The following is a 13727-nucleotide window of genomic DNA, read 5'->3' on the forward strand; positions in this document are numbered from 1 at the left end:
CTCAGAACACCCCTACCCCGTTCGTGCTGAGCGAAGTCGAAGCACCCTCGCTTGGGGCATATCCTTCGAATTCGCTCCGGACGAACGGACGATAGCGCCAACCTGTCAGTTCGCAGGCTCCGACAACGGCGCAAACCTCGCCACCTGACGCCCGACCAAGCACAATTGCTCGATCACCGCGGGATCGTTCGCGCCACCCTCGTCGTCGAACTTCGTCACCTGCGTATTGATCGCCGCCGCAAACGGCGTCGGCCAACCGCGCAGCGCGTGGACGATCGAGCGCAGCGCCGCGATCGTGCTCCCGGTCGCCTGCCAGCCATAAGCGGTGGCGATCAGTCCGACCGGCATGTCCGCCAGATACGGCCGTTCGTCGCGCGACGTCTCCTCGAGCAGATCGAGCGCGTTCTTCACCACGCCCGAGATGCTGCCATGATAGCCCGGGCTGGCGATGATCACCGCCGATGCACCGCGGACGGCCTCGACGAACGCGCGTTCGTCCGCGGTCCGCGTCGTCGCCTTCGGGTCGTACAGCGGCAGCCGCGCCATGTCCGCCCCGCCGAACATCTGCGTGCGGAAACCCTGCCTCTCGACCGCATCGAGCGCGATCCTGAGCGCGCGCTCGGTCGACGAGACGCCGCCGATCGTGCCGCCGATGCCAACGACCAGGGGGAGAGTATCGGGAGCGGTCACGGTTTCATCCTGTTCGAACGTCATGCACCCGCTCTTCCCCGTTTCGTCGCGCGAAGACAACAGCGCTTGCGTCCGTTCTCGCTCCACGACCACCACGAACGCTGTCGCTAAGCCCCCGTACACGTTAAGCATGTGCATACGCCGGACACAGGCTTGCCCGAGCTGTCGTATGACGATAATACACCTGATGTCCGCCGCTTGGCCGACCCGCTGGAACGACCGATGCGCCCCGATCCCTTCGACACCAACCGTTCCAGCTCAAGCGGCGACCGCGAGCCCTATGCCTTTGAGCGCGAGCGGCTGATCACCGAACGCGAACGCCTGCGCCAGAAATACGATCGCGAGCGCGATGGCGAAGAGCCCGGGCCGTATGACGACCGCGATGCACTGCCGCCCTACGCGACACCCCGCGCCCCGCGACGCAAGCGCCCGATCGGTCGCTGGATCCTGCGCGGGCTGGGGATCGGCATCGTCCTGCTCGTGATCGCGATCATCTGGCTGGCGATCACTGCCCCCTTGTCGAAGTCGCTCCAGCCGCCCACCCCGCCTTCGATCACGCTGACCGCAGACGATGGCACGCCGATCGCGCGACGCGGTGCGATCATCGGCAAGCCGGTCGACGCGGCCAAGCTTCCGCCGCATGTCACGCAGGCGTTCCTCGCGATCGAGGACCGGCGCTTCTATTCGCACTGGGGCGTCGATCCCCGCGGGATCGCGCGTGCGGCGTGGGCCAACATGGGCTCGGGCGGCGTCCGCCAGGGCGGCTCGACGATCACCCAACAGCTCGCCAAGAACGCGTTCCTCGATTCGGACCGCACCGCGACGCGGAAAATCCGCGAGGCGATGATCGCGTTTTGGCTTGAGGCCTGGCTGTCGAAGCACGAGATCCTCTCGCGCTACCTCTCGAACGTCTATTTCGGCGACAACACCTACGGGATCAGCGCGGCGGCGAAGCATTATTTCGGCCGCACGCCCGACAAGCTGAACGTTGGGCAGGCGGCGATGCTCGCGGGGCTGGTCAAGGCGCCGTCCCGCCTCGCGCCCACCTCCAACCTCGAAGGCGCGCGCAAGCGCGAGGCAGTGGTCGTCGGCGCGATGGTCGATGCCGGCTTCCTCACCAAGGCGGAGGGCGACGCGGTCCAGCCGCAGCGCGTGCTCGGCAGCCGCCCGTCGCAACTCCCCAACGGCACCTATTTCGCCGACTGGATCCTTCCCGAAGCGCGCGACCAGGCGGGTGAGATCAAGACCGAGGCGACCGTCCAGACGACGCTCGATCCCCGCCTCCAGCGCGCGGCGGAACGTACCGTCGCGCGCGCCGGTCTCAGGGAGGCACAGGTCGCGCTGGTCGCGATGCGTCCCGACGGCCGCGTCGTCGCGATGGTCGGCGGCAAGAACTACGCGAAGAGCCCGTTCAACCGCGCGACTCAGGCGCGGCGCCAGCCCGGCTCGACCTTCAAGCTGTTCGTCTACCTCGCCGCGATGCGTCAGGGGATGACGCCCGATTCGACGATCGAGGACCGCCCGGTGACGATCGGCGACTGGACGCCGAAGAACAGCGACGGCCGCTACCAGGGCACGATCACGCTGCGTCAGGCGTTCGCGCGCTCGTCCAACGTCGCCGCCGCACGCCTCACGCAACAGGTCGGCGTGAAGGCGGTGATCAAGGCGGCGCGCGATCTCGGCATCTCGACGCCGATCCCCAGCGAGGCCACTATTGGTCTCGGCACCTCGACCGTGTCGCTGCTCGAACTGACCGCCGCCTATGCCGCGATCGCGCGCGAGCAATATCCGGTCCAGCCCCGCGGGCTCGCCGATGTCCGCGAGAAGGGCTGGTACCAGTCGCTGACCGGCGGTGCGACCGAGATGCCGAGCAAGATCCACGACGAGATGCTCGACCTGCTGGCGGCCTCGATCCGCACCGGCACCGGACGCGGTGCGAACCTGACGGTCGACGCGTTCGGCAAGACCGGCACGACCTCGGACAACAAGGACGCGCTGTTCGTCGGCTTCGCGCGCGATCTGGTGGTTGGCGTGTGGGTCGGCAACGACGACAGTTCGTCGAACCCCGGCCTGTCGGGCGGCGGCATCCCCGCACGGATCTGGCGCGACTTCATGCAGAGCGCGCTGGGGATCGCCCCGATCGCTGCCCCTGCTCCGGCGGTGGAAGAGGTCGACCCGGATGCGCTCCCTGCGGACGACCAGGACAATTCGGTGCTGCCGCTCGGCGGCGAGATCGAAGGCCTCGGCTTCAACCTGAAGATGGGTGAAGACGGCACCATCTCCGTCGGCCCCTCCCGCCGCGACCGCGATGAGGGCCCGCCACCGCGCGACGATCGCCGGCCGCCGGAGGAAGACCCGGGAGCTTACGAGGGGCAGTAGGACTCCATAATCGCGAACTCGGTTGGGGCCTATTCGGTCGAACAAGTACACCTCCCCGGCGGAGGCCGGGGCCCAGTTGGAGAGGTCGCAGTAACGGCGCGCGGCCGTCGTCAGCAACGTTTCCCAACTGGACCCCGGCCTCCGCCGGGGAGGTGCTTGTGTTGAGGGCTCGCGTGCCGCTTCAGTCGCGACTTACCCTAACCGAATACCCCCGCGGGAGATCGCGCGGCATGGTGGATGCCGGAACAAGTCCGGCGTGACGAAAGCCCCCGTTGACGCCACCACCGCATCGCAGCATGCCTCACCCATGCGCTTCTTCTCCGACAACGCCGCCACGATCCACCCGCACGTCATGGCCGCGATCGCCGCCGCAGACACGCTCGACACCGCCTATGCCGGCGACGCGTGGAGCCAGCAGCTCGACGGCCGCCTGTCCGTGCTGTTCGAGACCGACGTCGCCGTCCTCTGGGTCCCCACCGGCACCGCCGCCAACTGCCTCGCGCTCGCCGCCCTCTGCCCGCCGCACGGCGGCATCGTCTGCCACCGCGACGCGCACATCCAGAACGACGAGGGCGGCGCGCCTGAATTCTACACGCACGGCGCCAAGCTTTTCCTCGCCGAAGGTGACGGCGCCAAGCTGACCCCCGACACCATCCGCACCGTCCTCGACGCGATTCCCGACGACGTCCACCGCGTCCAGCCGCACGCGATCTCGATCACCAACGCCACCGAATATGGCCGCGTCTACCAGCCGCACGAAGCGGCCGAAATCGGCGCGCTGGCGAAGGAGCGCGGGCTCGGCTTCCACATGGACGGCGCACGCTTCGCCAACGCGATGGCGCGGGTCGGCTGCTCCCCCGCCGACATGACGTGGCGCGCGGGCGTCGACGCGCTGAGCTTCGGCTTTGTCAAGAACGGCGCGATGAGCGCGGAGGCGCTGGTCTTCTTCAAGCCCGAGCTCGCCGCCGTCACGCAATACCGCCGCAAGCGCGCCGGCCTGCTGCTGTCGAAGGGGCGGTATCTCGCCGCGCAGATCCTCGCCATGCTCGACGACGACCTCTGGCTCGCCAACGCCAAGGCTGCCAATGGCGCAGCCGCCAGACTCGCCACCGCCGCCGGCAACCGCCTCGTCCACCCGGTCGAGGCGAACGAAGTGTTCCTTCGCGCCACGCCGGAAGAAGCCGCAGCCCTCCGCACGAAGGGCTTTGACTTCTACGACTGGGCCGCCGGTGAAATTCGCCTCGTCACGGCATGGGACAGCCCTGCGGACGCGGTCGCCCTGCTCGCCGACGCGATCCAGGAGTTATGATCACGGGCCTAACCGACCCACCACAGTCGACCCGCGCCGCGGTACTGATCCCGTTCGGTATCGTCACGCTGATCTGGGGCTCGACCTGGCTCGTCATCCGCGACCAGATCGCGGTGGTGCCGCCGAGCTGGTCGATCAGTTACCGTTTTCTCGTCGCCGGAATCGCAATGGCGATCTACGCAGGCATCAAGCGCGAAAGCTTCAAGTTCGACGCGCGCGGTTACGCGTTCGCGGCCGTGATCGGCATCGCGCTGTTCACGTTCAACTTCAACTTCGTCTACCGCGCCGAACATTACGTCACTTCGGGGCTCGTCGCGGTGGTGTTCGCACTGCTGCTCGTCCCCAACGCGATCTTCGGCCGCATCTTCCTCAAGCAGCGCCTCGGTCGCCAGCTGATGGTCGGCTGCGCGGTCGCGATGGCGGGGGTCGCGCTGCTGTTCGTCAACGAAGCGCGGGTCGATCCGCACGGGCCACGCTCGGCGACGATCGGCATCGTCCTGACATTGTGCGGCGTGATGGCCGCCTCGGTCGCCAACGTCATCCAGGGCAGTGCGTTCGCCAAGCGCTATCCGATGGCGCCGACGCTCGCGATGGCGATGCTGATCGGCGCGTGCCTCGACGCAGCGTTCGCCTGGATCACGACCGGGCCGCCGGTGTTCGAGCCGCGCTTCGGCTATGTCGCCGGCATCCTCTATCTCGGCGTGTTCGCGTCGGCGCTCGCTTTCCCGCTCTATTTCAACGTCATCCGCGCGATCGGCCCGGCCAAGGCTGCCTATTCGGGTGTCATCGTGCCGGTGATCGCGATGCTGCTATCGACGATCGTCGAGCGCTATCACTGGTCGACGCTGGCCGTCGCCGGCGCGATCCTGTCGGGCATCGGACTCGTCATCGCACTCAGCGCACGCAGGCCGGCGCGGTAATCGGGCCAGGCGGGCGTCCAGCCGAGCACCCGCTTGGCCTTGCCGTTCGCCACCCGCCGGTTCTCCGCATAGAAGCCGCGCCCCATCGCGGTCAGCTCCTCGAGCGTCACGAACGGCGGCGCGGGCATGCCGAGCAACATCGCCGCGAACGCGACGACGTCGTTCTGCGACGCCGGCACGTCATCCGCGATATTGTACGCGCCCGCCGGCGCATCGAACCCGGCGATCACACCCGAGACGATATCGTCGACATGCGCGCGACTGAACACCTGTCCGGGTTGCTCGATCCGGTGCGCCTTGCCGTGCCGCACCCGGTCGAGCGGCGAGCGGCCGGGACCGTAGATCCCCGGCAACCGAAACGTCCGCGCACCAATCGCCAGCCAGTCCGCATCCGCAGCCGCCCGCGCGCTCCTGCGACCACCACCGATCGGCGCCGTCTCGTCTACCCACGCGCCCTGCGCATCGCCGTACACGCCCGTCGACGACAGATAGCCGATCCAAGCGCGCGTCCGCAGCAACAGCGAACCGTAGCGACCGAGCACGGGATCCGCCTCATGCTCGGGCGGTACCGACGACAGGATATGAGTCGCCGCGGCAATCTCCGACGTTACCGCATCCGTGTCGTCGAACCGGAGCGTATCACCCCGCCCGTCCCGCGTCGTGCCGACGACATGCCAGCCATCCGCCGCGAGCCGCTCGGCAAGCCGCGACGCGGTGTAGCCGAGACCGAAGACCAGCAGCCGGCTCATGGCGCCACCGCCGCGCCAGCCATCGGCCCCTTGTAGAGCGTCCCGAAATAATCGCCCGCATTCCACACCGGCCGCTGCGCCCCGTCGGCGATCTCGCGCGCGATCCGGTAATTCGCATCGACGAACCGCACGCCCTGATCCCACAGGATCGGCTGCGTCAGGTCGTCCGATGGCTTGTGATAATTGTTCGCCATGAAATACGCGACCGCGGCCTTGCCCGGCCCCTTCTGACCCGGCCACAGGAACACCGACGGGATCCCCTTCTGGACGAAGCGGAAGTGATCCGACCGGACGAAGATCCCCTCCTCCGGCATCGGATCGGGCGACAGGCCGACGCCGATCGCCGCCACCGCCTTCTGCACGATCGGGCCGATCGTCGAGCGCTCGGCGCCGAACACCACCATGTCCTCGAACTTGTAGGTCAGGATCGGCATGTCGAGGTTCACGTCCGCGACGATCGAGGTCAGCGGCACGGTCGGGTGGTTGGTGAAGTAATCGCTGCCGACCAACCCCTTCTCCTCGCCGGTGACCGCGAGGAACATGATCGTACGCTTGGGCCCCTGCCCGCTGGCCGTGAAGCGCTTGGCCTCCTCGATCAGGCTGGCGATGCCGATCGCGTTGTCGAGCGCGCCGTTGTTCAGCGCGTCGCCCTTCACGGGTTTCGTGATGCCGATGTGATCGAGATGCGCCGACAGCACGACGACCTCCTTGCCGACCACCGGATCGCTGCCGGGGATCATCCCGACGACGTTGCTGCTCGCGGCAGGCACGAAGCTCGTCTTGGTCGCGACGGTCAGCGTACCGACCAGCGGCACCGCCTTGAACTTCGCGTTGTCGCCTGCCGCCTGCTTGGCGACCCGGCTCCACGGCGTCTTCGCACCGGCGAACAGCTTGGCCGCGCCGACCATGCTGACCGTGCCGAGCGATGGCGCGCCAGGCGCATCTACCTTGCCGGTGCCGTCGGAGTTCGCCCACGTCATCCGCGGCGTCGCATAGGAATCCGCCAGCTTGGCGAACGTCCGCACCTTGGCCGAGCGCGGGCTCTCCAGCGTGATCACGCCGACCGCGCCCTTGGCCTGCGCGATCGCAGCCTTTGTCCCGCCCGAGCCGAAGAACGCACGCTCCTCGCCACCGAACCGCGCGGGCGAGCCGCCGAAATACGCGACGATCTTGCCGCGCACGTCGACGCCCTTGTAATCGTCCTGGCCATATTGCGGCGCGTCGATCCCGTAGCCGACGAACACGACGGGCGCCGAAACGCTGGTCTCCGCCTTCGCGCCGTTCGCGGCGGGCACGTAATCCTCACCGAACACGAGCGGCTGCGCGGGCCCGCGACCCGTCCAGACAAAATCGCCCTTGCTTGCCGCCTTGTACGACACGAGCGGCACGGTCTGGAGATACCCGCTCTGATCGCCACCGGGACGAAGCCCCGCGGCATAAAACTGCGCAGCGACATATTGCGCGGCGATGTCGAACTCGGGGCTCCCCGCCTCGCGCCCCTTCATCGCATCCGACGCGAGAAACAGCACGTGCGCCTTCATCGCCGCCTGATCCGCGGGCAGCGGTGCGGCGAGCTTGGCGTTCAACTCGGCATTGTTCGGAACCGCTACGGGCGCAGTCTGTGCAAAGGCAGAGGCAGAAAGCGCGAGCACCGCGAGCGCGCCGAGAGGACGATACATCCGGAAATCCTTGCAAAGGGAACGTGTTGCAGCGGCGTAGCATCCACCGTCACCCGCGCAAGCTTTGGCTGGCGATAGGCGGCCACGGCCCTATATTCGCAAGCATATGCTCGATATCCAGAACAGTCTCGCCCACCCGCTCGTCATTCGCCGCGAGGATTACACCCCGCCGGAATGGCTGATCCCCGAGACGAAGCTGGAGTTCGACCTCGATCCGTCGACCACGCGTGTCACCGCTACCTTGTCGGTCACGCGCAACGGCGATCACGGCGCACCGCTGCGGCTCGACGGCGCTGGGCAAAAGCCACTGTCGGTCACGGTCGATGGCGTCGCGATCAAAGACTGGCGGATCGACGGCGAGCAACTTGTTATCCCGCTTACGGGCGCCGCGCATGTCGTCGAGACACAGGTCGAGATCGCCCCCGATCGCAACACGCAGCTGATGGGGCTCTACGCTTCGGGTGGCAATCTCTGCACGCAGTGCGAGGCGGAGGGCTTCCGCCGCATCACCTATTTCCCCGACCGCCCCGACGTGCTCAGCGTCTATTCGGTCCGGATGACCGCGGACAGGAAGCACTTCCCCGTGCTGCTCGCGAACGGTGACCCGGTCGCGCAGGGCGACCTCGAAGACGGCCGCCACTGGGCAACCTGGGACGATCCATTCCCGAAGCCCTCCTACCTCTTCGCACTTGTCGCCGGCGACCTCGCCGTAAACCGCAGCAGCTTCACGACGATGTCGGGGCGCGAGGTGTCACTCGGCATCTGGGTGCGCGAAGCCGACCTGCCCAAGACCGACCACGCGTTGAAGGCGCTCGAACTCGCGATGGCGTGGGACGAGACGACCTATGGCCGCGAATACGACCTGGACGTGTTCAACATCGTCGCGGTCGACGATTTCAACTTCGGCGCGATGGAGAACAAGGGGCTCAACATCTTCAACTCGCGCTACATCCTGGCCGACCCGGATACCGCGACCGATTACGATTACGACGCGATCGCCGCGGTCGTCGCGCACGAATATTTCCACAACTGGTCGGGCAACCGGATCACCTGCCGCGACTGGTTCCAGCTTTCCCTGAAGGAAGGCTTCACGGTCTATCGCGACCAGGGCTTCTCCGCCGACCAGGGTTCGCGCGCGGTCAAGCGGATCGAGGACGTCCGGGGCTTGCGCGCGTCGCAATTCCCCGAGGATTCCGGCCCACTCGCCCATCCCGTGCGCCCGGAATCCTACCAGGAGATCTCCAACTTCTACACCGCGACGATCTACAACAAGGGCGCCGAACTGATCCGGATGATGGCCGCGATTCTAGGACCGCAGGGCTTCCGCGCGGGCACCGACCTGTATTTCGATCGCTATGACGGCACGGCGGCGACCTGCGAGGATTTCGTCACTTCGATGGAAGAAGGCGGCAACGTCGACCTCACCCAGTTCCGCCTCTGGTATTCGCAGGCAGGCACCCCGCGCGTCTCGGCGAGCCTGTCGCACGAAGGCGACCGCGCAACGCTGCGTCTCGCGCAGCAGGTGCCCGCGACGCCCGGCCAGCCCGTGAAGTCGCCGATGGTGCTGCCATTGCGGATCAAGCTGTTCGGCGCAGAGTCCGGTGCAGCGCTGACCGACGAACGCCTCGTCCTGTTCGACGACACGCTCGACACAATCGCGTTCGAAGGCCTCACCGAACGCCCGGTGCTGTCGATCAACCGCGGCTTCTCCGCCCCGGTGGTGGTCGAGAGCGACCGCACCGCCGCCGATCTCGCCTTCCTCGGCGCGCACGACGACGATCCGTTCGCACGCTACGAGGCGATGCAGCAGCTGATGCTCGATACGCTGGTCGCCTCGGCCGACGGGCATGCGGATCACGAGGCCGTGATCGCCGCGGTCGCGAACACGCTCGCCAATACCGATCTTGATCTGGCCTTCGTCGCCGAGGCGGTGCTGCTGCCGTCGGAGAGCTTCATCGGCGACCAGATGACCGTCGTCGATCCCGACGCGATCTTCCGCGCGCGCGAAGCGCTGCGCCGCGATCTCGGCACGCGGCTCGAAGAGCAGTGGCGGCAGGCTTACGCGCGTGGCGAGGGTCAGCCCTACGCCTATACGCCCGAGGACAAGGGCCTGCGTCGCCTGCGGTCGGTCGCGCTCGGCTATATCGCGGCGAGCGGCGCGGCGGATGCGGCAGATCTCGCCTTCGCGCAGTTCGATTCGGCGGACAACATGACCGATCGGATGGGTGCACTGACGACGTTGGTCAGCAGCACATCCGACATCCGTACCACCGCGCTCGACATCTTCTACAGCCAATATTGCGACAACCCGCTGGTGCTCGACAAATGGTTCCAGGCGCAAGCGCAGTCGTCGCGCGACGATACCGGCACGGTCGTCGCCGCGCTCGCCGAGCATGCCGACTTCACGCTGACCAATCCCAACCGCGCGCGATCGCTGATCGGCGCGTTCGGCGCGAACCAGCGTGCGTTCAACAACGCCGACGGTAGTGGCTATCGATTCCTCGCGGACCAGTTGATCGCGCTCGACCGCCTCAACCCGCAGACCGCGGCCAAACTCCTGCCGCCGCTGGGCCGCTGGCGCCGGTTCGATGCGGGTCGGGCTGGGCTGATGCGCGCGGAACTGGAGCGGATCGTGCGGACGCCGGGGCTGTCGAAGGATTTGTTCGAGCAGGCTTCGAAGAGCCTGGAAGGCTGAACTGAACCGATCCTCCCCTGCAAGGGGAGGTGGCGCGAAGCGACGGAGGGGTGTCACCCTGTCGACAGTGGGTCACCCCTCCGTCAGCGCCATGCGCTGCCACCTCCCCTTGCAGGGGAGGAACATCGGCACCGCCCCCTACCGTCGATTCGCAAAGAACTGCCGCAAGATCGTCGCCGCCTCAGTCTCGGCAATCCCCGCATAAATCTCAGGCCGGTGATGACACGTCGGCTGCCCAAAGAACCGCGGTCCATGCTCCACTGCACCGCCCTTAACATCCGCCGCGCCATAATAGAGCCGCGCGATCCGGGCATGCGCGATGGCCCCGGCACACATCGCGCAAGGCTCCAGCGTCACCCAAAGATCGCAACCCTCGAGCCGGTCGCTCCCCAACACCAACGCCGCGGCACGAATCGCCTGGATCTCGGCATGTGCGGTCGGATCGCACAGCGCGCGCGGCGCATTGGCGCCCACCGCAATAATAACGCCGTCCTTAACGACGACGGCGCCAACCGGGACTTCCCCAGCCAGCGCCGCATCGCGTGCCGCCTCAAGCGCGCGGCGCATGGGTTCGGGAACGGGGAACATGGCCTCAGGCCCTGCCCCGCGCGTGCCCGCCCGTAAAGATCAGTTCGGTGCCTGGCTGTTGGCCGGCTTCTCGACGTTGATCGTCGGCACCGCCACGGTCTTGTTCTCGGTACCGAGCGTGACCTTGGCGACGTCCGCCTGGAACTTCGGTGCCTGGACGACGCCCTGGCGGGTCTGGTCGATGTTGATGATCCCGAAATACATCAGGCCGACCACGACCAGCACCGCGATCGCGACCAGTGACAAGAGCGTACGCATAGGACATCCCCTTTTCTTGAACAGTTCGATAGCGTAACAACGTCGCCGAGCGCTGCCGGTTGCACAACACGTTTTACGTGAATCGGTTGACGAAAGCCGGCGTGCCAGCTATCCGCGCGCCTTTCCGGGGTTCCTCCCGACACTTGAATAGGTAATCACATGTCGCGCATCTGCGAACTGACCGGCAAGGGCCGGATGGTCGGGAACAACGTCTCCCACGCCAACAACAAGACCAAGCGCACGTTCCTGCCGAACCTGCAGAACGTCACGCTGCTGTCCGATTCGCTCGAGAAGGGCGTCAAGCTGCGCGTCTCGACGCACGGCCTGCGCACCGTCGAGCATAACGGCGGCCTCGACAACTGGCTGGTGAAGGTCTCGGACGACAAGCTGTCGCTCCGCGTTCGTCGCCTGAAGCGCGAAGTCGTCAAGAAGATCGCCGCTTCGGCCGTCGCCGCCTAACAGCGACGTCGTACTGCGATCACCGCGGCCCGCCCTGCACCTCGCAGGGCGGGCCGTCGGCGTTTGTGGGTGATGGGGTGGGCGGGGCTCGTGTCCTGCACGATACAACCTAACCCTCGCGGTACCCTCCGTTCCGCACCCGTCACCCCAGCGAAAGCTGGGGTATCCCAATTGGCGCGCGCCGCGACCCGAATGGGGAGATCCCAGCTTTCGCTGGGGTGACGGTTGCGGTGTTGGAATGACGGGCAACGGGCGGGCGGCTGCCCCCCCCCCCCCACGCCGCTACCGCTCCAGCCGAAACTTCAGCAACAGCGTCCGCTGGAGAACCATCTGGTTGTCGTCGGAAACGATCCACACGATCGTTGCGCCGTTCTCGACCGTCGTGTCGATCCCCTCGAAATTATCGTGGATCAGCGGCGCGTCGATCGTCGCGATCAGCCGACCGCGGGCGATTCGCCCCGCCGCCACATCGCGCGCCGCCACCCGCGATATCCGCGCCGAGAAGATAAACGGCAGCCGAAAACCGCGATCGAGCACCAGCAGGTCGCCATTCGGCAACGCGGTCACGTCCGATGGATCATACCGGCCATACGGTTCGTACGCGAATCGCTCCGGCACCCCCGCCTTTGTCGGATCGCCTGCAAAGATCAGCCCCTGTCGCGTATGCAATCGCTCCTCGTCCGAACCGGACCAGTCCGGCCGCCGGACATGCGCCTCTTCGCTGATGACGACGAATCGGCCATCGGGCAGCCGCGCCATCGATTCAGGCCCGCCATTCGCTGGCCATCGCCGCATCGCCTCAGGGTTCACGCGCGCCTCGTACCGCGCGAAGCCCGGCGCATAGCGCCAGATCGAATTGCTATCCTCGAACCCGACCCAGATCTTTCCCGTGACCGGATCGACCGCCATCGATTCGCTGTCGCGGTCGCGCTTCTCCCAGCCGATGCCGGGCCCCGCGGGCAGGTTCTTGAACGCGACCCGGTGTGGCAGCCAGTCGGCGCCCATGTCGAACTGGACGATGTTGCCGCCGTCGCTGAGCAGCGTGAAACGATTGCCGCTTGCCGTCGGCGTCACGTCCATCGACGAGAAGCCGCCAAACGCCCGATCACGACTGGCAAGCGCCACGCCCCCCAGATACGTCAGCCCTCCGACCCGCACGTGCCGCGGGTTGGTGCGATCGAGCATCACGCGCGTCGCGGTCAGCTGCGCATGCGTGCCGAGCAGGTCGAGCCGCGCTTCACCCGACCAGGTCGGCACGATCGCACAGACGCTCACGGCGACGAACAGAACAGTGAGCAAGCGCCGCATCGCATCCCTCATAGGGCGTCCGGCGATCCGCGGAAGCATGAACAGCGGATAACGGAGGCATTCAGGCTTAGCTCAATGCGAATCACCCATAAGCGTCTCATCGAGGATGGAAGCACGGCCCCCGCCGCCGCCGAAATCCCCAACGGGAGACGCACGATGTTCAAGACTTTTACACTCGCCGCCAGTGCCCTCGCATTGGGTGCGACCGCCCTCGTTCCCGCTGCCGCCGATGCGCAGCGCTGGGGCTCGCGCTACGAGCGTGGCTACGATGGCTATCAGGGTGGCGGCTACCGCGATGGTGGCTACGACCGTGGCTACCGCGAGTATCGCGGCAACGATCGCCGCTACAACTACAACGCGCGCAGCCGTCGCGGTTGCGACAATTCCGGCGGCACGATCGTCGGCGCGCTCGCCGGCGGCCTGCTCGGCAACACCGTCGCGGGCCGTGGTAACCGGACGCTCGGCGCAGTCCTCGGCGCAGCCGGTGGCGCGCTCGCCGGTAACGCGATCGATAAGTCGGATAATCCGGGGTACTGCCGCCGATAGGCTCGGCAACGGGCCGATGCTCGCCGCGAAATCGGCCGAGCAATCGCCGGCACGGACGGCGGGCAGGCCCAGCCTGACCCGACCCCAGGTCGAGTGGGCGACGGCTTTGCCGACGTCGCGCCCGCTTGAGCCTAACCAGTTTCCCAG

12 protein-coding genes are annotated in these 13727 nt (G+C 67.0%); 6 read left to right on the forward strand and 6 right to left on the reverse strand.

Translation table 11 applies throughout. From position 1 onward, the window contains the following. Nucleotides 1-105: 105 nt before the first annotated feature. Nucleotides 106-714, reverse strand: a complete 609-nt coding sequence (locus U1763_RS14290) for an NADPH-dependent FMN reductase (protein ID WP_332755721.1) — start codon at nucleotides 712-714, stop codon at nucleotides 106-108. 198 nt (nucleotides 715-912) lie between these two features. On the opposite strand from U1763_RS14290, the gene U1763_RS14295 reads away from it, so the two are divergent. The 3 genes from U1763_RS14295 (at nucleotide 913) to U1763_RS14305 (ending at nucleotide 5298) form a co-directional block, all read left to right on the forward strand. After that, the gene (locus U1763_RS14295; protein WP_332755812.1) at nucleotides 913-3069 is read left to right on the forward strand and encodes a transglycosylase domain-containing protein; all 2157 of its coding nucleotides are present in this window, start codon (nucleotides 913-915) and stop codon (nucleotides 3067-3069) included. Between the two features lie 307 nt (nucleotides 3070-3376). Then, on the forward strand, nucleotides 3377-4378 hold the full coding sequence (locus tag U1763_RS14300; protein WP_332755813.1) for a threonine aldolase family protein: 1002 nt from the start codon (nucleotides 3377-3379) through the stop codon (nucleotides 4376-4378). After that, a complete protein-coding gene (locus U1763_RS14305) occupies nucleotides 4375-5298 on the forward strand; it encodes a DMT family transporter (RefSeq protein WP_332755722.1) in 924 nt (307 codons plus the stop codon). The genes U1763_RS14300 and U1763_RS14305 overlap by 4 nt, the downstream gene beginning before the upstream one ends. On the opposite strand, the gene U1763_RS14310 is transcribed toward U1763_RS14305, so the two are convergent. Beyond that, entirely contained in the window at nucleotides 5211-6047 is an 837-nt protein-coding gene (locus tag U1763_RS14310) for a Rossmann-fold NAD(P)-binding domain-containing protein (protein WP_332755723.1), read from the reverse strand. The genes U1763_RS14305 and U1763_RS14310 overlap by 88 nt on opposite strands. Continuing rightward, complete coding sequence (locus U1763_RS14315) at nucleotides 6044-7726, reverse strand: M28 family metallopeptidase (RefSeq protein WP_332755724.1); 1683 nt, start codon at nucleotides 7724-7726, stop codon at nucleotides 6044-6046. The genes U1763_RS14310 and U1763_RS14315 overlap by 4 nt, the downstream gene beginning before the upstream one ends. Nucleotides 7727-7832: 106 nt before the next feature. Between U1763_RS14315 and pepN the strand changes: the two genes are divergently transcribed. Next, a complete protein-coding gene (pepN, locus tag U1763_RS14320; RefSeq protein WP_332755725.1) occupies nucleotides 7833-10421 on the forward strand; it encodes an aminopeptidase N in 2589 nt (862 codons plus the stop codon). A gap of 138 nt (nucleotides 10422-10559) precedes the next feature. Here the strand turns inward: pepN and U1763_RS14325 are convergent, their stop codons facing one another. After that, on the reverse strand, nucleotides 10560-11009 hold the full coding sequence (locus U1763_RS14325) for a nucleoside deaminase (RefSeq protein ID WP_332755726.1): 450 nt from the start codon (nucleotides 11007-11009) through the stop codon (nucleotides 10560-10562). 39 nt (nucleotides 11010-11048) lie between these two features. Further along, nucleotides 11049-11267 (reverse strand): hypothetical protein, encoded by a 219-nt coding sequence (locus U1763_RS14330; protein ID WP_132895927.1) that lies wholly within the window; start codon nucleotides 11265-11267, stop codon nucleotides 11049-11051. A 159-nt stretch (nucleotides 11268-11426) separates the two neighbouring features. Between U1763_RS14330 and rpmB the strand changes: the two genes are divergently transcribed. Then, nucleotides 11427-11726 (forward strand): 50S ribosomal protein L28, encoded by a 300-nt coding sequence (gene rpmB / locus U1763_RS14335; RefSeq protein WP_056053386.1) that lies wholly within the window; start codon nucleotides 11427-11429, stop codon nucleotides 11724-11726. A gap of 282 nt (nucleotides 11727-12008) precedes the next feature. On the opposite strand, the gene U1763_RS14340 is transcribed toward rpmB, so the two are convergent. Further along, nucleotides 12009-13034, reverse strand: a complete 1026-nt coding sequence (locus U1763_RS14340) for an esterase-like activity of phytase family protein (protein WP_332755727.1) — start codon at nucleotides 13032-13034, stop codon at nucleotides 12009-12011. Nucleotides 13035-13190: 156 nt separating this feature from the next. Between U1763_RS14340 and U1763_RS14345 the strand changes: the two genes are divergently transcribed. Beyond that, entirely contained in the window at nucleotides 13191-13580 is a 390-nt protein-coding gene (locus U1763_RS14345) for a glycine zipper 2TM domain-containing protein (RefSeq protein ID WP_132737052.1), read from the forward strand. Nucleotides 13581-13727: the final 147 nt, after the last annotated feature.

It is taken from the genome of Sphingomonas sorbitolis (assembly GCF_036663875.1).
Classification (GTDB): domain Bacteria; phylum Pseudomonadota; class Alphaproteobacteria; order Sphingomonadales; family Sphingomonadaceae; genus Sphingomonas.

Bases quoted from the DNA above. Each gene is read 5' to 3' on its own strand.
- U1763_RS14290 (WP_332755721.1), bottom strand. From the start codon at position 714: ATGACGTTCGAACAGGATGAAACCGTGACCGCTCCCGATACTCTCCCC.
- U1763_RS14295 (WP_332755812.1), top strand. From the start codon at position 913: ATGCGCCCCGATCCCTTCGACACCAACCGTTCCAGCTCAAGCGGCGAC.
- U1763_RS14300 (WP_332755813.1), top strand. From the start codon at position 3,377: ATGCGCTTCTTCTCCGACAACGCCGCCACGATCCACCCGCACGTCATG.
- U1763_RS14305 (WP_332755722.1), top strand. From the start codon at position 4,375: ATGATCACGGGCCTAACCGACCCACCACAGTCGACCCGCGCCGCGGTA.
- U1763_RS14310 (WP_332755723.1), bottom strand. From the start codon at position 6,047: ATGAGCCGGCTGCTGGTCTTCGGTCTCGGCTACACCGCGTCGCGGCTT.
- U1763_RS14315 (WP_332755724.1), bottom strand. From the start codon at position 7,726: ATGTATCGTCCTCTCGGCGCGCTCGCGGTGCTCGCGCTTTCTGCCTCT.
- pepN (WP_332755725.1), top strand. From the start codon at position 7,833: ATGCTCGATATCCAGAACAGTCTCGCCCACCCGCTCGTCATTCGCCGC.
- U1763_RS14325 (WP_332755726.1), bottom strand. From the start codon at position 11,009: ATGTTCCCCGTTCCCGAACCCATGCGCCGCGCGCTTGAGGCGGCACGC.
- U1763_RS14330 (WP_132895927.1), bottom strand. From the start codon at position 11,267: ATGCGTACGCTCTTGTCACTGGTCGCGATCGCGGTGCTGGTCGTGGTC.
- rpmB (WP_056053386.1), top strand. From the start codon at position 11,427: ATGTCGCGCATCTGCGAACTGACCGGCAAGGGCCGGATGGTCGGGAAC.
- U1763_RS14340 (WP_332755727.1), bottom strand. From the start codon at position 13,034: ATGCGGCGCTTGCTCACTGTTCTGTTCGTCGCCGTGAGCGTCTGTGCG.
- U1763_RS14345 (WP_132737052.1), top strand. From the start codon at position 13,191: ATGTTCAAGACTTTTACACTCGCCGCCAGTGCCCTCGCATTGGGTGCG.